The organism is Streptococcus sp. C150, assembly GCF_000187445.1.
Classification (GTDB): Bacteria; Bacillota; Bacilli; order Lactobacillales; family Streptococcaceae; genus Streptococcus; species Streptococcus raffinosi.
This window is the reverse complement of record NZ_GL698450.1, coordinates 91,542-111,178: the sequence shown is the minus strand read 5'-3', so window position 1 is coordinate 111,178 and position 19,637 is coordinate 91,542. Positions and strand designations below refer to the sequence as shown.

General features: G+C 40.1%; 15 protein-coding genes and 1 other RNA gene. 2 read left to right on the top strand and 14 right to left on the bottom strand.

What is annotated here, in order from left to right; genetic code table 11:
* Positions 1 to 59: 59 nt before the first annotated feature.
* From murC to HMPREF0848_RS07835, 8 genes are all read right to left on the bottom strand, one after another.
* A complete protein-coding gene (murC, locus tag HMPREF0848_RS07865; protein ID WP_008535804.1) occupies positions 60 to 1,388 on the bottom strand; it encodes a UDP-N-acetylmuramate--L-alanine ligase in 1,329 nt (442 codons plus the stop codon).
* 26 nt (positions 1,389 to 1,414) lie between these two features.
* Positions 1,415 to 2,131, bottom strand: a complete 717-nt coding sequence (locus HMPREF0848_RS07860; protein ID WP_004183735.1) for a hypothetical protein — start codon at positions 2,129 to 2,131, stop codon at positions 1,415 to 1,417.
* Positions 2,132 to 2,284: 153 nt separating this feature from the next.
* Positions 2,285 to 5,380, bottom strand: a complete 3,096-nt coding sequence (locus HMPREF0848_RS07855; protein ID WP_008535803.1) for a DEAD/DEAH box helicase — start codon at positions 5,378 to 5,380, stop codon at positions 2,285 to 2,287.
* A 108-nt stretch (positions 5,381 to 5,488) separates the two neighbouring features.
* Positions 5,489 to 7,474 (bottom strand): cell division site-positioning protein MapZ family protein, encoded by a 1,986-nt coding sequence (locus HMPREF0848_RS07850; protein ID WP_008535802.1) that lies wholly within the window; start codon positions 7,472 to 7,474, stop codon positions 5,489 to 5,491.
* A 2-nt stretch (positions 7,475 to 7,476) separates the two neighbouring features.
* Positions 7,477 to 8,643, bottom strand: coding sequence for a THUMP domain-containing class I SAM-dependent RNA methyltransferase (locus HMPREF0848_RS07845; RefSeq protein WP_008535800.1), 1,167 nt, complete (start codon positions 8,641 to 8,643; stop codon positions 7,477 to 7,479).
* Positions 8,644 to 8,791: 148 nt separating this feature from the next.
* Positions 8,792 to 9,159: RNase P RNA component class B (rnpB, locus tag HMPREF0848_RS10510), an RNA gene on the bottom strand.
* 15 nt (positions 9,160 to 9,174) lie between these two features.
* Positions 9,175 to 9,507 carry a cell division regulator GpsB gene (gpsB, locus tag HMPREF0848_RS07840; RefSeq protein WP_008535799.1) on the bottom strand — a complete coding sequence of 111 codons (333 nt, stop codon included), beginning with the start codon at positions 9,505 to 9,507 and terminating at the stop codon, positions 9,175 to 9,177.
* Between the two features lie 107 nt (positions 9,508 to 9,614).
* Positions 9,615 to 10,130 (bottom strand): DUF1273 domain-containing protein, encoded by a 516-nt coding sequence (locus HMPREF0848_RS07835; RefSeq protein WP_008535798.1) that lies wholly within the window; start codon positions 10,128 to 10,130, stop codon positions 9,615 to 9,617.
* A 76-nt stretch (positions 10,131 to 10,206) separates the two neighbouring features.
* Between HMPREF0848_RS07835 and recU the strand changes: the two genes are divergently transcribed.
* Together recU and pbp1a are read left to right on the top strand one after the other, a co-directional pair.
* Positions 10,207 to 10,803 carry a Holliday junction resolvase RecU gene (gene recU, locus HMPREF0848_RS07830; RefSeq protein WP_008535797.1) on the top strand — a complete coding sequence of 199 codons (597 nt, stop codon included), beginning with the start codon at positions 10,207 to 10,209 and terminating at the stop codon, positions 10,801 to 10,803.
* Positions 10,803 to 13,094, top strand: a complete 2,292-nt coding sequence (gene pbp1a / locus HMPREF0848_RS07825; RefSeq protein ID WP_008535796.1) for a penicillin-binding protein PBP1A — start codon at positions 10,803 to 10,805, stop codon at positions 13,092 to 13,094. Before recU ends, pbp1a begins: the two co-directional genes overlap by 1 nt.
* A 108-nt stretch (positions 13,095 to 13,202) precedes the next feature.
* On the opposite strand, the gene pepC is transcribed toward pbp1a, so the two are convergent.
* The 6 genes from pepC to HMPREF0848_RS07795 all read right to left on the bottom strand — a co-directional run bounded on the left by pepC (position 13,203) and on the right by HMPREF0848_RS07795 (position 19,524).
* The gene (gene pepC, locus HMPREF0848_RS07820) at positions 13,203 to 14,540 is read right to left on the bottom strand and encodes an aminopeptidase C (protein WP_008535794.1); all 1,338 of its coding nucleotides are present in this window, start codon (positions 14,538 to 14,540) and stop codon (positions 13,203 to 13,205) included.
* Between the two features lie 102 nt (positions 14,541 to 14,642).
* A complete protein-coding gene (locus HMPREF0848_RS07815) occupies positions 14,643 to 15,086 on the bottom strand; it encodes a DUF805 domain-containing protein (protein ID WP_008535792.1) in 444 nt (147 codons plus the stop codon).
* Between the two features lie 16 nt (positions 15,087 to 15,102).
* Positions 15,103 to 15,924, bottom strand: a complete 822-nt coding sequence (nadE, locus tag HMPREF0848_RS07810) for an ammonia-dependent NAD(+) synthetase (RefSeq protein WP_008535790.1) — start codon at positions 15,922 to 15,924, stop codon at positions 15,103 to 15,105.
* Between the two features lie 11 nt (positions 15,925 to 15,935).
* A complete protein-coding gene (locus tag HMPREF0848_RS07805) occupies positions 15,936 to 17,390 on the bottom strand; it encodes a nicotinate phosphoribosyltransferase (protein ID WP_037609348.1) in 1,455 nt (484 codons plus the stop codon).
* Positions 17,391 to 17,570: 180 nt separating this feature from the next.
* Positions 17,571 to 18,872 carry an ABC transporter permease gene (locus HMPREF0848_RS07800; protein WP_083802113.1) on the bottom strand — a complete coding sequence of 434 codons (1,302 nt, stop codon included), beginning with the start codon at positions 18,870 to 18,872 and terminating at the stop codon, positions 17,571 to 17,573.
* Positions 18,841 to 19,524, bottom strand: a complete 684-nt coding sequence (locus HMPREF0848_RS07795) for an ABC transporter ATP-binding protein (protein WP_008535785.1) — start codon at positions 19,522 to 19,524, stop codon at positions 18,841 to 18,843. Before HMPREF0848_RS07795 ends, HMPREF0848_RS07800 begins: the two co-directional genes overlap by 32 nt.
* Between the last annotated feature and the right edge of the window lie 113 nt (positions 19,525 to 19,637).

Below are 19,637 nucleotides of genomic sequence, written 5' to 3'. Positions count from 1 at the left end.
ATCAATTTCCTTTCTATCAAGAGAAAAAGCTGAGCGAAATCGCTACAGCTCTTAATCTATTACATATGTGTTTGCAAGCTCGCAAGTAGCTCTTCGAACGAACGTTCATAAAGTTGGATATCTCCTGCTCCCATAAAGACATAGACAGCATTGTCATGGTCAAGAAGAGGCGAAACATTTTCAACTGTAACAACTTTAGCAGGCTTTTTAATTTTAGCCGCAAGGTCTTCAACCTTAACATCTCCATGATCCACTTCACGCGCTGAACCATAAATTTTCGCCAAATAAACCGCATCCGCCTCATTCAAAGCTTCAGCAAATTCATCAAGCAATGCAATGGTACGTGTAAAGGTATGTGGTTGGAAAATGGCAACAATTTCTTTGGATGGGTACCTTTGACGTGCTGCATCAAGCGTAGCAATGATTTCAGTTGGATGATGAGCAAAGTCATCAATAATAACAGTCCCGTTGATGATTCTCTCTGTGAAACGACGTTTAACACCTGAGAAAGTATTAAGATGTTCAGCAACCAAGGCCATATCAAAACCAGCCACATACATGTTAGCGATAACCGCAGTTGCATTCAAGATATTATGACGTCCGTAGGCTGGCACATGGAATTCCCCTATGATTTGTCCATCATGTTTCACCTTGAAATTAGATCCTGTCGTTGTACGAACGATATCTGTAGCCATGAAGTCATCATTTTCTTCAAAGCCATAGTAGTAAATCGGTGCGTTGGAAGTGATTTTACGGAGGTAAGAATCCTCACCATAAACAAAGAGCCCTTTTTGTACTTGCTTTGCATAATCATCAAAAGCTGAGAAAACATCATCAATACTTGTAAAGTAATCTGGATGGTCAAAGTCAATGTTGGTGATAATTGAGTAAGCAGGGTGGTACGGCATGAAATGACGTTCATATTCATCAGCTTCAAAGACGAAGTATTGCGCATTGGCAGAACCACGGCCTGTTCCATCACCAATAAGGTATGATGTATCTGTGATATTTTTCATAACATGTGACAAAAGACCTGTTGTAGAAGTCTTACCATGTGCACCAGCCACACCAAAGCTAGTGAACTGGTTCATGAAATGACCCAAAAACTCATGGTAACGCTTGAACTTATAACCATTTTTAACGGCATAGGCAATTTCAATGTTGTTATCTTCATGAAAAGCATTTCCAGCAATCAATTCAACATCATCTGTGATGTTTTTTTCATCGAAAGGAAGAATAGGAATACCTGCTTGTTCAAGACCACGTTGGGTGAAGTAATACTTTTCCACATCTGAACCTTGAACTTTGTGTCCCATTTGGTGGAGCATCAAAGCCAAAGCTGACATACCAGATCCTTTAATTCCAATAAAATGATAAGTTTTTGACATAGTTTCTCCTTACAATCGCATTGCGATTAGTTTGCGTCTTCTAAATGCGTCAAATTCAATTCTTGAGCAATTCGGTGTTCACGGTAAGTTTGACGTTCTGGATAATTGTAAACCTGGCTACGTTTCAAGAAATCATAACTATTTTTCTTGACGTTCTTACGAGAAGGGTTACTAGGCTGTTGATAAGTTGGAGCCACTTCTGCCAAGATATAAGTATCTTGTTGCAGACGATTGGCCAAATGATGAATCTTTGAATGTTTACCATTAGGTGCCAAAGTTCTCTTGATAGCACTTACCGGAGCACCCAAGATAGATGCTGTCACAGGTTTTTTATCCGTCGTGATAGCAGCTGGTTCAACTGTAGCCTCAAAGTTTGGTTTAACTTCTTCCTTAGGCTTAGTAGCCAATTGACGGCTAGTCGTATGTTTCGTTTGTTGAACCTCTTGGCGCAAGAATTTTTGGCGTTTCTCACGAACATCACGCTTAGCCTTTTCACGGGCTTCCTCAGCGTAAGTCATACCAGCTTCATGCGTCTCCACTCGTTTTGACTCTTTCTTACGATTATTAGGCTTAGCTGACAAGAAATCATAATTAGGTAATAAATCATTGTAGTCCTTTTCTTGGTAAGGGCCACGGATATTTGTGATTAAATCTTCGTTTTCGTATAGGCGCATAGAGACCGGTTCTTGCAAGCAAGATTCCCCGTCTGGAATCAGCGGAAATTGTCGTCTTTGGCGATACATAAAAGACTTCCTTTCATTTTCGAGATGATGCGTATCTTAATAAAACAATCGAGAATGGGTAGATACGTCTTGCAGTATTCTATTATAGCCTAATTCAAAAGATTTGCCTAGTAGGATTTTGTATTTTAGTATTGAAATATCAATTATAACAATTTAAGATATTGCAATACCAAGAATTTCTTTAATGTCTTCAATTGTCATGCTGGCACGGCTTTCATTGCCATCCAAAACTGTCGTGACAAGGTTTTTCTTGCCCTCTTGAAGCTCAAGAATTTTCTCTTCGATAGTCCCTCTTGTAATCAAACGGTAAACTTCGACATTTTGTTCCTGACCTATACGATGGGCTCGACTAATGGCCTGCATTTCCACCGCTGGATTCCACCAAAGGTCAATGAGAATAACAGTATCGGCACCCGTTAGGTTCAGTCCCACACCTCCTGCTTTTAAAGAAATCAAGAAGGCATCTCGACTTCCCTGATTAAAAGCTCTGGTCATCTCCTGACGACTATCAGATGGTGTAGACCCCGTTAATTTATAAGAGGAAATGCCTAATTCTTCCAAAAGACCTTCTGTAATATCCAACATGCCACGAAATTGTGAAAAGATAAGCACTCGATGGTCGGATTCTTTAATTTGACTAAGGAGATCCCTCAGACTATCTATTTTTCCGCTATCTCCAGCATAATCCATAAATAAAGCAGGTGTATCACAGATTTGACGAAGACGGGTAATACCTGATAGGATTTCCACCTTACGTCGATTGATTTCCTGGTCACTGGCCAAGATTAAACCTTGCTGCATCTGTTGCAATTGCGCCAAATAAATCGCCTTTTGATCATCCGACAATTCACTTTGGTGAGTCACTTCAATTAAATCTGGTAAATCAGGAAGCACATCTTCCTTCTTTCGTCTGAGTATAAAGGGTGAAATATAACGGGCTACTTCCTTAGGTGTCAACTTAAGAAAAGCTTTTTTAGCAGGCAAAAGTCCGGGAAGAATAATTTGAAAAATAGACCAAATTTCCAATAAATGATTTTCAATAGGGGTTCCAGACAAGGCTAAACAATGCGGAACAGAGAAATCACGAAGATACTTCGCAATCTTTGTTTGCGTATTCTTCATGACTTGAGCCTCATCTAAAATAAGATAATCATATTTACCAGCCTTGTATGCCTCAAAATCCTGACGGAAGGAAGCATAACTAGTAATAATAATCTGATGATCCTCAGCAATAATGTCATCACGTTTAGGTTTGAGTCCGTAAGAAACCGCTACATCTAACTGAGGCGTAAATTTTTTAAATTCATCTTGCCAGTTGTAAATGAGGCTTGAAGGTGACAAAACTAAGACACGTTGTCCCTTTCCCAAATGTGCAGAGAGGTAGGCAATGGTCTGTAAGGTTTTTCCCAAGCCCATATCATCGGCTAAAATGCCACCAAAACCATAGTGGTGCAACATGGACAGCCACTGAACACCTCGTTCCTGATAGGGACGAAGCGCAACTTCTACCTGATAGGCCGGTAAATCAAAGGTTTCAGGATGTCTCAAATGTTGCGTCAACAGTTGAAAATCCTTCGAAAAACTAACCGAATGATTCTCTGAAAGAGCATCCATTAATTGGTAGGCAGCTAATTGAGTCAGCTCCAGATGCCCCTGTCCTGAATAACGAGCCCTCAAGTTTTTTAGACTCTCGCTAACACGATGTGTCGCCTCATCAAAGACAATCAATTGACCACTACGATTGATGAAATAAGGTGCGCTTTCCATCAAAGCTTCCAAAGCATGATCCACGTCCTCGTCATCAAGATTTGAAAAATCAAAAGAAATATCTAATAGATTTCCCTGACGTTCTACCTGAACTTGTGGACTCTGCTCAACACGTAAGTCACGCAAAGTCTCCCCAATCAGGACCATACCTGCATTTTCAAAAGCTGGAATAGTGTTGGTGAAGAAATCATAGAGTTCCTGGCTGCTATTTAACAATTTGTTTGATTGAAAATCGGGAGGGAAACCATACTTGTCCATCAAACGAAAAACAGCCTGTTCATGCCGATAATTACTCGTAAAGCCTAAATGGCTCAACTCATGGTGATTATTCACGAGAAGACCATCAAAATCAAAGGCCAGTGCCAAGGTAACCTCATTTTCAGACTTCAAATCGAAATGAAATCTGGGCGTAAAATCCTTGATATCAAAGGCCTTAGGAGCCTTAACTGGTCCCATAGTTTTAAAATCAAAGAGACTAGCAGCTAAAATGGATTGCTCATCCAAATTAAAACTGACATGCTTATTCAAATCACTCCCGATAGGCAGTGAGCGTAAACCAACCAAAAGCTTTTGTTGCTTGCGATTGAGACGGTAAAAAACACCTTGATAAAAGAGAATGCGATTATTAAAGAACGCCTGGCTATTCTTTTCAGCAACAGTCAATTCAATCATTTTAGGTTCAACACAAATCTCAAATGAGAAAAGGTCGGCTTCAGCAGTCAAATCTTCAACCAAAAGCTGATGGTATTCCAAGCCCTCCCATTCAAAACTAAAGCCGTCCAGTTCTTGCATTAATTTCAAACCCTCCTCGAAAAAACCGTAAGAGAGTCGCAGGTGGCGAGCATTGTTTGGCAACATGAAGTCCAAATTAGTCTTTGACTCATCCGGAAGCATCCGCCCTAAAAAATTCAAAAATGATTGTGAAGCCTGATCAAACTGGATAAGCGATATGGGTTCATAGTAGTTTTTACCTATCTGATAATACCCTTCAGTCTCTACCAGCTTAAGAAAGGCAGGAATATCACGAATGACATAGGAACGTTCATCTGGCAGACGTCTTAAACGTAAACTCCACCAAATTTCTGAACCATAGGTAGACTCCTCACCTTCTACAGTCAAGCTATACCTAATTGTATCATCTTCATTCAGAGAAAGCCCTTCTAAAAATAGACCACCAAAAGAATGGCCTCGCTCCTGTCCCTGATCGGATTCTTGCTCCTCTTCCAGTTCTGCTAAGAGTTGCTGACCTTCCTTATCATTTTTGAGATAATACTCGACTGCAGCTAAATGCGGACAATAGCCTTTTTGAGCGAAAGCATCACAGTCACACGTAATTTCAGAATCATTGAGTGCATAAATTAAATGATGTTGGTCCACTGTTGTGTCCAACTGAGTTTCTGAGACCTGATGAATGGTAATTACGCCCTTTTCGAATAGTTTAATACCCTCATTACGGACTCTACCCGGCATCAATTTTGCCATAGTATTCACCCCTATCCTATCCCTCTATTATAGCACAAATTCCTTATAAACTAGGCCTGTATCACGATAAATCAAAAACACCCCCTCAGGGAGTGTTCTCAACTTTTATTAGTAATCAAGTTTGTCTGAATGTCCTGAACCATTACCAACAAAGTAACCTGTCTTACAGTTGATACTAAAGAGGTAAGTTCCATCAGGAAGGTACAAGTTGTAGTAACCATTACCATTGATGATGTTAACTGGTTCAAGGATGAAGTTATCTCCTGAGAAGTAACCACGTGAGTGTGAAGTACTGATAACCTTATCAAGAATACCATCTCCCCAAGTCCAAGCTGGGTTACTTGTGTCCGCTACGACGTTTGCGTTGTATGGTACTCGTGAGCGATCACGTTGGAGAATAGATGGATTGTAATTAGTAATTCCTCGTGTCACAATTGTTGAAGCTGCAGCTGAACCACCTGTAGTTCCACTAGCTACACCTGTTGAAGCTGAGTTAGCTGAATCACTTTGAGCCCCAGAAGTATTTGACGCAGTGGCATCACCAGTATTAGAAGCAGCTCCAGATGTGTTACCACCTGATGGTGCAGCAGGACTAGCGGTATTGTCGCTGGCAGAAGCTGTCGCCGCAGATGTTGCACTAGCAACCTTAGCTTTTTCCTCAAGCTGTGTTTTACCACCCTTGATTGCTTCTTGAATGGTACTATCAAGACTAGCGTTACCAGTGGTAGTCACACTTTCTGGAAGATCATTGAAATTAGCGTCAGATTTAACAGAGATAGATCCATTGTAGCTACCATCTACAAGAGCATCTGATTCATACTTACTATTAATCTTTTGAACTGCTTCAATTTGTTTCTTCAAATTATTATATTTGGTTTTAGCTGACTCATAATACTTGGTTTTTTCCAATTTTTTAAGCAGTTTTTCCAAATCTGGTAACTTGCCAAATTGATCATTAGCAAGCTTTGTTTGCTCATCATCTGTGAAGAAATTCTTATACATTTCTTCGAAGGCCTTATTATCCGCAGCTGCTGTATCCTTGCTTGATGATGATGACGTTGCTGAAGAAGCCGTGCTGGCAGTTTTAGCAGATTGACTATGAGTGCCGTGATAAAGAGCATAGCCCCCACCAATTATAGCTAAAGCCAAAACCGTTAAAGCACCGATGACAACTCCCTTACGGCGGTAAACTGGAATATCATCATCAAAAGCACCCTTATGAGATGGTGAAACAGACTCTGAAGAGATTCTTTCTTCTGCTGAAGGACGATTAACACTCATTGAAACTTTTGGTGTCGCTGTCTCATCATCAGCTTTAGCCCCTGTTACCCCTGCAACCGATGCAGCAATGGCTGATAAATCAATGGTTTGTGAAATAGCAACATCATCTAACAAAGGCTTAGACTCTTGGGGCTCAGGAGTATTGCTATTAGCTACTTCAGGGCCTTGGGGTAGCGGATCATCAATGTTAGCAATCAAAGGATTGTTATCATCAATATTATCTACAGTTGCTTCGCTATAGACCGGTTGCTCAACTGAAGTAGCTGGTTCTGCGATAGCATCGCCAAGATCAAATTTTTCTGCTTCTGATGTGATAAAACGATCTGCGTTCAATGAAGTGATAACCGTTTCAGAGCTTTGACTTTCAGGTTGAACAATCACCTCAGGTTCCACAGGAGCATCTGGCAACTGTCTATCAACAGCAGGCGAAGTCTCTTCTTCCTTAGTATCAGTGACATTAAAACCAAATGTGACCGGTGTAACCTCTTCAGTAGCTGTTGTTGAGTTGATTGACTCATTAGCCATTGATTGACCAATTAAACCTGAATCCGCAAATTCTTGACGTTGCTTTTGAATAAAGGCATCCAAAGGTGAGGTATCACCATCAGCTTCAATTGTTTTGGAGAATTTTTGAGAAGCAACTTCTTCACGGTGTTGCTTGATATACTTATCCAAAATGCTATCCGTTTCTGTTACACCAGCATTAATCTCAGCTTCTTTGCGGACAGCCTCACCAACTGTCATTTCCTTAGCTTCTTGAAAATCTAGTTTTTGGCTACCTTCATAGCCATTTTGTGTTTTATCTTCTGACACGTTTAATTTACCTTTCTAGCCTCTGAACGGCGAACACGTTCTCCAAAATATTGATATAAATCAACTCGAAGGGTACCGTTATATAGCTTACGTTTTTTGTCGGCTTTCATACCGTATTTACTTTCAAATTGTTCATCACTGGTCAAGATAAACTTGCTCCAAGTTTTAAGCGGCGCAAAAGTTTTGCCCATTTCATTATACAAGATATCCACAGCCTTGTCATCCAACAAGCGCTCCCCATAAGGAGGATTTGAAATGATGACACCATTGATTTTATCCGTTTTTAAGTCTTGCAAACGCATTTGTTTCAATTTAATAACATCTTCAAGACCAGCCTCACGTGCGTTAGCTTTAGCAATCTCAACCATACGGCCATCAATATCACAACCCATGATATCCAATTCAGCATCATAATTTGCCTTACCTTCTGCTTCATCACGGACCGACTGTACTAAATCTTTATCCACCCAATTCCAGGCTTCAAAGGCAAAATCACGATTAAATCCGGGAGCAATATTCATACCAATTAGCGCCGCCTCAATACAGAAGGTACCTGAACCACAAGTCGGGTCAATCAGGGGTTTATCGGGATACCAATTACTCAGTTCAAGAATAGCGGCCGCCATATTTTCTTTAATCGGTGCTCCACCCTTATCGGTACGGTAACCACGTTTAAAGAGACTAGCACCTGTGGTATCAATCAATACCGTAGCCTTATCCTTTAAGATAGACACTTCAATCTTAAATTCCGCACCCGTTTCTTGAAGGGATACGCCTTCAGGACGGTGGAAATACTTCTGTAGTTTCTTAACGACAGCTTTCTTGGAGATTGCCTGAACAGATGGTTCGTTATGAAGTTTTGATTTGACACATTTGGCCTTTGAAATTGGAAACTTCGCTCCGAGGGGAAGATAATTCTCCCAATCTAAGGCAAAGACCCCCTGAAAAAGTTCCTCAAAGGTGCGTGCTGGAAACTCACCCACCACAATCTTAATGCGATCTGCAGCTCTCAACCAAAGATTGGTTTCAGCAATAGCACGAACATCACCCTGAAAACGTACCTTACCATTTTCAACCTGAGTATCATACCCTAACTCACGCAATTCACGTCCAACCACTGCTTCAAGGCCTGCCGCAGCCGTTGCTACTAATGTAAATGTTTCTTTCATTGTTACCCTTTTATCTAATCATTACAAGTCTAAATGTCATTAACCTCTCGCTTATCTTTTTCCTCTGTATCCTTAAAAAATTTGAAATGAGGGAATTCTTGCTAAAAGAAGGCTGAGACATGCGTCTCAGCCTCACCTATATGCAATTTTCTATAAGCCATGTTTTGTTCCAGAAGTGACTAGGCACCACTTCCTTCGATAATCATCTGTCTACTGCAAAGCAGTCAGGATGGTCCGTTCGTTTCCAGCCATCCCATGCCCCTACCAAAGTTTGGGTTGCTAGCTTGAGGGGTTTACCGCGTTCCACTTTTTAGGTTTCCCTAAAAACTCCGTCACTGTGGCACTTTCAGAGCTACTAAGACCTATCCAACGACTTAGCCGGTTCACTCGCCGTAACTTGAGAATCAAGTCCCTAGGCTTATTGATTCACCTAGCACAAACACTACTGGCATCACAGCCAGTGCTAGCATGGACTTTCCTCATGGAAGACTAACAACCATGCGATTATCCAAAAATTGCACAAAACCAGAGTTATTCGACAATTTGTTTTCCAAAGACTTCTTTTTCCAAACGACTGATACGTTTTAAAATATCGTAGTTTGAAGATGAAGCTACATTGGCAGTGGTACGCGATGGTTCACTTGTTGTACTTGCATAAGCTGAACGACTCGCAGGAGCAGCTGAGGCTTTAGCCTTCAATTTTGCATTTTCCTCTTGCAGTTCCTTAACCAGTGCAATATAAACACCATAGTCTTTGATGACATCATCTAGAAATTCATCAACTTCTTTTTTATCGTACCCACGCATACTAGTTTTAAATTCTTGTTCGTAGATTTTCTTGGGCGTTAAATTAATTTTAGCCATGATACTCTCCAATACTTGTCTTATCTAACTTACTAATACTTTACTGTCTAATGTTTTTATGATACAGAAAAAATAATAAAATTGCAAGCTTAAAAAACAATTATATCCTATTCTGACATCAACTCATTGAGGTCATCAAAAGTCAGCCTAGATAGAGGATAGTCCTTTGCTTCTAACATCATATCGTAAAAATATTTCAGATTTGTTTCATTTTCAGGTTCATAAAACACATAGGCCTGATCGGTATTGTCAATGAGAAACTGGTTAAACTGTTTGAATTGAGCTGGTGATTGGTAGGCAGGAAAACTATACTTAACAAAATCGACCTGCTTAAAAGCTGCAAGTTTGGCCTGATTCGCTTCATTCCAATTCTGCCCATGCGTTTCAAATGGAAAAAGGGTGGCTAATTTCAAAGAGTAATCTTCTTGAAGTTCCTTAGCCACTTCCAACGCCCAAAATTCAAAACCAAGATTTCCAGTAAAAATTATCCAGTCTACCCCTTCATCCAAAAAACGCTTAAAATCACGCTTAATAGCTTTTTTTATGATAGTTACCTTGGGATCATTATCTTTAAAAACACCAAGTTCAAAGCTCTTATAGCCAGTTACCAGTAGTGATGTCATTCCTTGTTTTCCTCGTTCATTTTATGGTATAATGAAATAGTCTTTATGCATATCTTATAAAGAAGAAGGGAAAGAAATGGTAAACTATCCCCATCAGATATCTCGTAAGATTGCACAGGCACGTCCTAAAAAATCCAATAGTGTTGACTTTGCCAATCGGGGAATGAGCTTTGAATCTGCTATTAATGCGACTAATGATTATTATTTGTCACGTGGTTTAGCTGTTATTCACAAAAAACCCACTCCTGTTCAGATTGTCAAGGTTGATTATCCAAAGCGTTCAAGAGCAAAGATTGTAGAGGCTTACTTTAGACAAGCCTCCACTACCGATTACTCTGGTGTTTACAAAGGATACTACATTGATTTTGAAGCCAAAGAGACACGACAAAAGACATCGATGCCTATGAAAAATTTTCATGCGCATCAAATTGAACACATGTCTCAGGTTATCAATCAAGATGGGATTTGCTTTGTGCTACTTCATTTCTCAACGCTTAAGGAAACCTACCTTCTGCCCGCTAAAGACCTGATTGCCTTTTATCAGATTGATAAGGGGACAAAATCAATGCCTCTTGATTATATCAAAAAAAGAGGCTATGCAATTGCAGAAGCAGCTTATCCTCAAGTTCCTTATTTAGAAATCATTGAAAAATTATTAGGTGGTAACACATAATGGCTAAATTTAATTTCAGCAACTTTAAAGAATCACTTAACGGTTTGACTAAACGTGCTAAAAACATAAAGATCAATCGTTCAGATTCTTCTCGCTATAGTAAAGGAAAGCGTTCAGCTTCGTCTGATCAAAGTCTCGGTTGGCGTATTGCAAAATACGGATTCATTGGACTACTAACTTTCTTTGTAATCTGTGTCATCGCAGGTGGTGGGCTCTTTGCTTACTATGTTAGCAGTGTCCCTAAACTCACCGAAAACAAACTTCAATCCACAAACTCAAGTAAGATCTACGATACCAATGGTAGTCTTATCGCTGACTTGGGGTCTGAAAAACGTGAAAGTGCATCAACAGATGAAATTCCAACAACTCTCGTTAATGCCATTACTTCTATCGAAGACAAGCGTTTCTTTACTCACCGTGGTATTGACGTTTACCGTATCATGGGAGCAGCCGTTAATAACCTTCGTCATAGTAGCACCCAAGGGGGATCTACACTTGACCAACAGTTGATTAAATTGGCTTACTTCTCTACAAATACCTCAGACCAAACTCTTAAACGTAAATCTCAAGAAATCTGGTTGTCTCTTCAAATGGAGCGACAATTCACTAAGCAAGAAATCTTGACTTTCTATGTTAACAAGGTATACATGGGTAACGGTTATTATGGTATGAAGACCGCTGCAAAATCTTACTTTGGTAAAGATTTGAGTGACTTATCTGTGCCTCAAGCTGCCTTGCTTGCTGGTATTCCACAGGCTCCGACACAATACGATCCGTATGCTAACCCTGATGCAGCAACAGAACGTCGTAATACTGTTCTTAAAGAAATGTATGACGATAAAAACATTTCTAAAGACGAGTATGAGAAGGCAAAGGCAACAAGTGTATCAGATGGCCTTCTTCCACTTACGAAAAAAGCTAGCTATGAACCTTATTTAGATAACTACATTAAACAAGTTATTGAACAGGTATCTGACGATGCTAATGCTGACATCTACTCAGCTGGATTGGATGTCTACACTAATCTTAACCCTGACATCCAAAAATACATTTGGAAAGTCTACAACTCAAACGATTATATTGCTTATCCTGACGATAAACTTCAAGTAGCTTCTACTATCATTGATGTTACTAATGGACATGTGGTTGCTCAATTGGGATCACGTCACCAAGACGAAAACATTGCACTTGGTACCAACCAAGCTGTTCAAACAGACCGTGACTGGGGTTCTACAATGAAACCAATCACTGACTATGCTCCTGCTATTGAAAAAGGTGTTTATACAAACACTGGTACGACTGTTTACGATAATCCTTACAATTTCCCAGGTTCTTCAACACCAGTTTACAACTGGGACCGTAAGTATTACGGAAGCATTTCATTGACTTATGCGATTCAACAATCACGTAACGTCACTGCGGTTAAAGCCCTTCAAGCGACTGGTTTGGAGTATGCTCAATCCTTCTTGAAAGATTTGGGTATTGAATACCCAGAGATGTTCTACTCAAACGCCATCTCATCTTCAACATCATCATCAGATTCTAAATATGGTGCTTCAAGTGAGAAGATGGCAGCCGCCTATGCAGCCTTTGCCAATGGTGGTACCTACTATAAACCATCTTATATCAGTTCAATTAAGTTTGAAGATGGTTCAACGAAATCATTCGATTCTAAAGGTACCAAGGCCATGTCGCCACAAACAGCTTATATGATGAATAGCATGTTGAAACAGGTTTTGACAGGTGGTACGGCAACTGAAGCTTATGTTCCTGGTACGATTAATGCCGGTAAGACAGGTACATCTAACTACGGTGATGATGAGTACTACCAAGTACAACGATCAAGTGGTGTCTATGCTGACCTTATGGTTCCTGACGAAACGTTCGTTGGTTATAATACTAAATATGCAATGGCCATTTGGACAGGTTATAAAAACCGTAAAACTCCACTTTATGGCTCAGACCTTGATATCGCTAAACAAATCTACGGTATCACAAGTAGCTATCTGAACCAAATGTATGGTGCCGGTTCTGAAGATTTTGATATGCCTAGCGGTGTTTATAACAACGGTAGCTATGTCTTCCTTACTGGTTCTTCGACATCAAATGTCTATACAGGTTCACTTGGAACTTCTAGTTCTTCATCGAGCCTAAGTTCAAGTCAAAGCAGTGATTCATCAAGCTCACAAGATAGTCAACAGTATGGCCCTGATGCATCAACAAATCCTTCAACATCGGGTTCTAACGGTTCTGAACATTCAAATTCAAACACCTCTACAGCTGATGAGTAAAAGCAATCGAAAAGAGTTATCCATTGGATAGCTCTTTTTACAACCATAAATTCTAATGAAGCCAACTAAAAACACTGGATAAAATTCCAGTGTTTTTTAAGTATCCTCTTATTTTGAAGCAAGGGCTCCCATTGGATCCCAAGGCGCAAGCACTTGTGGCTCTGCTTCATAAGCAGCTAATTCTTCAGCTGTAAGGAAGTCTTTGCGGACAACAATTTGATAGGTGTATTCATCCATCCAAGCATCGGAAGCAACAAAGTATCCTTTTTGTCCGACCTTATCTCCCCAAGAATTTTCAACCTTCCATTTAACCGATTTGCCATCGGCATTCAAATCCACTCCGGTCAATACCATGGCATGAGTCATGAGGGATTCACTGTAATCCAAACGTCCTGCCTTGTCTTGCGTCAAGTTAATATCCATGCTTGCTGTAAAATCATATACATTAGTTGCAAGAATACCTTTTTGACGATCTGAGACTTGACCAACATCTGAACCAAACCAAACAGTTTCTCCTGCCTTCATTTGTGCAATAGCAATCTCTTTGAAACGATCCATCGGAAGGTTAAGATAACGAACACTTGGCGCTCCTACAACATTTCCCAACATCTCAACAGTGTATGATTTTCCATAAGGTTTATCAGCTGTTGGAGCATTGATGACTGACACATAGTCGCTAAGTTTAAGACCTACATATTTCTCAAAGAAAGCTTGTGGAGTGATATTTTGCTCAGATTGGTAGTTGTTATCTTTATCACGGTAAGCAAAATCAAACTGACGTGGTGGTAAGCCAAGAGTCATAGCTAGATAATTGAAGATTTCTTGAAGAAGTTCTTCTTTCTTAGCTTGAACAGCAGCTTGATCAGCACCACCAGCAATCAAATCACGCAAAATCTGAGCATCTTGGCGAAGGAGTTTATTAAGGTATTGGTTAAGTTCGCGACTATTACTTGAAGCTACAGACTCTGGATATACTGATTTAGGAACGACACCATATTTTTCGAAAAGTGATACGACCATATCCCATTGTCCACCATCTTGTTGAGGGGTATCCAGAAGGAATTTAACCTTACGACTGCCAATCTCTTGATCTGCTGTAGCAATGATTTGTTCCAAGAACCAATTTGATTTTTCATACTTGTCCCAGAAGAAAGTATGAGCTTGAGAAAGCTCAAAGCTTTCCAATTTGAAGTCTGAAATCAATTTGTGACGGAAAGTATTAAGTGCCGCAAACATCCAGCAACGACCTGAAGCCTTTTGGTTAGACACTTCATCTTTAGTCAAATCAATTGAAAATACATGATCATTTTCAACTGCTGATTGACGTGTTTCGATGGATTTAAGCAAGCCGTTGTGTGTTACAGCATTCTCAATAGCACTGTATTTAGCATTGGCTTCATAATCCGCAAATAGTTTATCTGTGAAATCTCTTGATAGTGAAGTCATAAGATTCCTCCTTTTAAGACTTATTCCTTACTATTTTATCACTAATTTCTGAAAATTCAATTTAAAAATAACCCTAGGTCAAACCTAGGGTTACCAACAATCTTATTCCGCTTGATTAAAAACTGTTTGAGGCTCTGCTTTACTTGGCATACAAGACATGATTAAAAGTGCAATGCTTCCAAAAATTGAGAATAAAGCCACGATCGGTATGAACCCCATACAACTTAGAAGTACCCATGCTGGATGAAAGCCTGCATCTCGCAAGCGACGTGTTTGGAGGGACAATTGTGGGATGAGTTCAATTAAACCAAAGAGCATGACTGGCCATGCATAGCCCATAATCAATTGTCGCAGTTCAGCCGGATTATTTAACAGAGCTGGGTCGTTAAAATCAACATTACTGAACAATGGAATGAGAATACAAAATACGACAAGAATGGTCATAATAATGACATTAACCAAATAAGTCCACCAAAAATCTGGACGTGTTGAACGTCCTCTAAAGTCAAAAGCACGCTTCCAAAAGTCAATGTAAGCTTTAATCATAAATCATATTCTCCTCTTATTTCCAAAAATCGTCAAAAACAGTGATTGGCAAATGGCGTTTGTGTTGACCTTTACGCCACCAATTTTCAATGGTTTCTTGAGCCTTTGCTGATACTTCCTTGCCTTCAAGGTAATCATCAATCTCACGATAGGTCACACCAAGAGCCACTTCATCAGCGATTCCTGGCCGGTCCTCTTCCAAATCTGCTATTGGCACTTTTTCATAGAGAGCCTTGTCAGCACCAAGTTCCGCAAGAAGGGCTGCACCTTGACGCTTGTTCAGACGAAAAAGTGGCAAGATATCGGCACCACCATCACCAAATTTTGTGAAAAAGCCTGTAAGATTTTCAGCAGCATGGTCCGTACCAATGACTGCACCACTATTTTCACCAGCAACTGCATATTGAGTAATCATGCGTTGACGAGCCTTAATATTTCCCTTGTTAAAGTCAGAAATACTTACACCTGCCTTGGCAAGCTCAGCAACCTGACCATCAACAGCTTCCTTAATGTTAACCGCAAGACTCACATCTGGCTTGATAAAAGCAAGGGCATGTTGGGCATCATCCTCGTCTGCCTGCACTCCATAAGGCAAGCGAATGGCAATAAACTGATAGTCTTTCCCTGTCTCTGCACGAAGCTCTTCAACAGCAAGTTGGGCTAGACGGCCAGCCAAGGTAGAATCTTGACCTCCGGAAATCCCTAAAACATAAGTCTTAAGGAAAGGATGTTTGAGCATATAAGCCTTCAAAAAATCAACAGATTTTCGAATTTCTTCTTTTGGATCAATGTTAGGTTTAACCCCTAGTTGATCAATAATTGTTTCTTGCAAAGTCATAATGTCTCCTTTTACTCTGGCAAGTTATGGGCTTTCTTTCGTACATTGTCAATAAGGGTCATCTTGTTATCCCATACGTCTTTGGCCAAGTCAACTGGATAATCTTGAGGGTTTAGCATGCGCTTGTACTCATTCCAAAGCTCATCCAATTCCTTAGTCGCATAAGCCTTGATTTCATTAAGACTAGGCAAGTCATAGATGAGTTGACCCTTATCGTAGATAGGTACTAAGAGTGGTACCGCATCAAAATCACGGACAGTTTTATTGATGTAGGTGTAGGTCGGGTGGAACATATTAATTTCTTCTAAAGCATTAACATCTGTGTCCGCAAAGGTGATATAGTCACCTTCTGATTTACCCTTAGCACGACTTGTAATACGCCAGACTTGCTTCTTACCTGGTGTTGATACCTTCTCAGCATTGTTGGACAATTTGATAGTATCATGCATGACACCCTGATCATCCTCGATTGAGACAATCTTGTAGACAGCACCCAAGGCTGGTTGGTCATATGCAGTGATAAGTTTGGTACCGACACCCCAAACATCAATTTTGGCCTTTTGCATCTTCAAGTTAAGGATGGTATTTTCATCAAGATCGTTTGAAGCATAAATCTTGGCATTAGGGAAACCAGCCGCATCTAGTTGCTTACGAACTTGTTTAGACAGGTAAGCCAAGTCACCTGAATCAAGACGGACACCCAAGAAATTGATCTTATCACCCAGCTCTTTAGCTACACGAATGGCATTAGGAACACCAATTTTGAGAGTGTCATAGGTATCCACAAGGAATACACAGTCTTTATGAGTAGATGCATAAGCTTTGAAGGCATCGTAATCATTGCCATAGGCCTGAACAAGAGCATGAGCGTGAGTACCAGAAACTGGAATTCCGAAAATCTTACCGGCACGAACATTTGATGTCGCATCTGCACCACCAATCACAGCTGCACGGGTACCCCAAATTGCTGCATCCATCTCTTGTGCACGACGTGTTCCAAACTCTAAAAGAGGGGCATCGCCAATTACTGAGCGGATTCGAGCTGCCTTGGTCGCAATCAGCGTCTGATAATTGATAATGTTAAGCAAAGCAGTCTCTACGAGTTGACACTGGGCCAAGGGACCTTCCACCTGGAAAATCGGTTCATTAGCGAACACTAAATCTCCCTCAAGTGACGAATTGATGGTCAATTCAAGTTTTAAATTAGCTAGGTAATCTAGAAAATCAGCAGGGTAACCAAGGTCCTTCAAATAGGCAATATCGGTTCCTGAAAACGTCAGATTTTCAAGATAGTTAACAATACGTTCCAAACCAGCAAAAACGGCGAAACCATTCTTGAAAGGGAGCTGACGGAAAAAGACTTCGAAAACAGCTTTCTTATTATGAATGCCTTGGTTAAAGTAAACCTGCATCATATTGATTTGGTACAAGTCGGTATGCAAGGTTAAACTATCATCTTTATACATAGAATTTCTCCAATCTAATCGGTGCTTCATTTTGTTGTCAATAGCTTTTACATGCGACTATTATAGCATTTTTGGGCAATTGTCTCCACTTTTCAGAAAGTTAATTATTATTTGGATTTTCAAATTTTTCTAATGTTTGTATATTAAAAAAGAGTAGTCTTGGTGAACTACTCTTCATTTCTATTCATATCTTAGGGACTCGACAGGGTCCATTTTACTGATTTTACGGGCTGGAAGGTAGGCTGATACATAGCCCATCAAGAGCGAGAAGCCAAACATGATAAGAATTGATGTCAGATTTAGATCAAATACCTTGCTGACACTTGGGTAGAAATGTGAAACAATCATATTGGACAAGCTTCCAACTCCCTGCGATACAAGGAGGGCAAGAGCCAGGGAGATACCCGTGATCCAAAGGGCCTCGTAAACAAAGATGGCTTTCACATCACGATTAAGGTAACCTACGGCCTTCATAACACCAATCTCTTTTGAGCGTTGCATGATATTGATATAGATGATAATCCCAATCATAACAGCTGAAACTAGGATAGCTTGTGACGAAAGGATAATCAAGAGAGCCTGGATAACACGGATGAATTTAATAATCACATCTAGGATGGCCTGTTGAGAAAGCACTAGGTACTTTTTGTTTCTCTGCAATTTTTTAGTGACTTGCTCAGTCTTGGCTGGATTCTTAAGCTCCAAAAGCATGTAAGAGACTGTCTTGGTAAAACCATTTTCTTTGAGTAGGGCTTCCAATTGTTTGGCAGGCATATAACTAGTGCTTTCTTCAGCATCCTCGCTGTCATCAACAATACGGACAATCTTAGTCTTGATATCCGCTACTTTAGTTTCCTCAGCAGTATTTTCAACAATCTGAGCTGAGATTTCTTTGCCGATAAAGTCTTTAGCCTTGAGCTTCTTGCCGGTTTCTTGGTTGTAGTATTTGACAAAGCTCATCGGAAGGGTCAAGCCCTCTTCATCTGCAGATTTAAAAGGTTTCCCAGCTGAAATCTTATCCTTATCATTGCGAGATGTAGATATTTTTGTGTTCTTGTAGAGACTGATAACCTGAGAATAGTTTGGAAGGTCCTTACTGAAATCCACGGTCTTGCCATCTAGGGTAAGACTGGTCATATTCATGCCAAAGGGACTTTCCAAATACTTAATGTCATCACTCTTAATCTGACTACGAATAAACTTCTCATCATCCGCATTGAGAACCCCTCTGCCTGCTGATTTAGCACTAAGACTAATCTGAATTTGGGATGGAATGTTACCACCATCGGTACTGTCATTAATCATACCAACAATAGCATTTCCCAAACCAAAGGAAATCAAGACACCAATAAAACCAATGGAAGTGGCCGTAGCAATCAAAAGATTACGCCACTTACGTTCCATAAAGTTGCTCAATGACAATTTAAGTTTATGCTTGAGGGTCAACCCCTTATTTTTCGATTGTTTCAACGACTTCACCATCCTTCATTTTAATGACAACATCCGCATAATCCGCCACTTCAGGGTTATGGGTTACGATAATCACAGTTTTGCCTGCCTCAGCTAGCTCTTTAAAAATTTCTAGAACATTTTCCTGAGACTGAGAATCAAGAGAACCTGTCGGTTCATCCGCTACAATCATTTCTGGATTATTGACCAAGGCACGGGCAATGGCCACACGTTGTTTTTGCCCACCAGAAAGCTGCTTAACATTTTTCTTGATAAAGCCTCCAATTCCAAGACGATTGAGCTCTTTTGCCGCAATCTCGACCATCTCTTTGTCAGTCATATTTTTAACGTAAAGAGGCATCTTGACATTTTCAAGGACTGATTGATGAGGGATCAGATTGAAATTTTGAAAAACAAAGCCAATATGGGACTTTCTAAAATAGGTCAGGTCACGCTCTGAAAAATCACGCATGTTCTGATTTTTGAAATAAAGGTTTCCCTGATAATGACTATCCAAGCCGCTAATAATACTGAGCAGACTGGTTTTACCACAGCCAGATGGACCGTAGATAGCAGTAATCTTGCCTGGTGCAATCTCAAGTGTGACATCGTTCAAAGCGCGCTCTTGGTTTGTACCATCGAGATTATAGTACTTTGAGATGTGGTCAATGGTTAAAATGGACATGATTTCCTCCGTAAAATTGATTTAGATTAGATTTTGATTAGATTTCCTCTGGTTATCTGTAAGAAAATTTCAAGCAAAATAGCAGAAAAACTTAACTAATCGCCTTCTAAAAC

Excerpts from the sequence above, each read along its gene's own strand:
- murC (WP_008535804.1), bottom strand. The coding sequence starts at position 1,388 with ATGTCAAAAACTTATCATTTTATTGGAATTAAAGGATCTGGTATGTCA.
- HMPREF0848_RS07860 (WP_004183735.1), bottom strand. The coding sequence starts at position 2,131 with ATGTATCGCCAAAGACGACAATTTCCGCTGATTCCAGACGGGGAATCT.
- HMPREF0848_RS07855 (WP_008535803.1), bottom strand. The coding sequence starts at position 5,380 with ATGGCAAAATTGATGCCGGGTAGAGTCCGTAATGAGGGTATTAAACTA.
- HMPREF0848_RS07845 (WP_008535800.1), bottom strand. The coding sequence starts at position 8,643 with ATGAAAGAAACATTTACATTAGTAGCAACGGCTGCGGCAGGCCTTGAA.
- gpsB (WP_008535799.1), bottom strand. The coding sequence starts at position 9,507 with ATGGCTAAAATTAATTTAACGCCCAAGAAAATCTACGAACAAGAATTT.
- HMPREF0848_RS07835 (WP_008535798.1), bottom strand. The coding sequence starts at position 10,130 with ATGACATCACTACTGGTAACTGGCTATAAGAGCTTTGAACTTGGTGTT.
- recU (WP_008535797.1), top strand. The coding sequence starts at position 10,207 with ATGGTAAACTATCCCCATCAGATATCTCGTAAGATTGCACAGGCACGT.
- pbp1a (WP_008535796.1), top strand. The coding sequence starts at position 10,803 with ATGGCTAAATTTAATTTCAGCAACTTTAAAGAATCACTTAACGGTTTG.
- pepC (WP_008535794.1), bottom strand. The coding sequence starts at position 14,540 with ATGACTTCACTATCAAGAGATTTCACAGATAAACTATTTGCGGATTAT.
- HMPREF0848_RS07815 (WP_008535792.1), bottom strand. The coding sequence starts at position 15,086 with ATGATTAAAGCTTACATTGACTTTTGGAAGCGTGCTTTTGACTTTAGA.
- nadE (WP_008535790.1), bottom strand. The coding sequence starts at position 15,924 with ATGACTTTGCAAGAAACAATTATTGATCAACTAGGGGTTAAACCTAAC.
- HMPREF0848_RS07805 (WP_037609348.1), bottom strand. The coding sequence starts at position 17,390 with ATGTATAAAGATGATAGTTTAACCTTGCATACCGACTTGTACCAAATC.
- HMPREF0848_RS07800 (WP_083802113.1), bottom strand. The coding sequence starts at position 18,872 with ATGGTGAAGTCGTTGAAACAATCGAAAAATAAGGGGTTGACCCTCAAG.
- HMPREF0848_RS07795 (WP_008535785.1), bottom strand. The coding sequence starts at position 19,524 with ATGTCCATTTTAACCATTGACCACATCTCAAAGTACTATAATCTCGAT.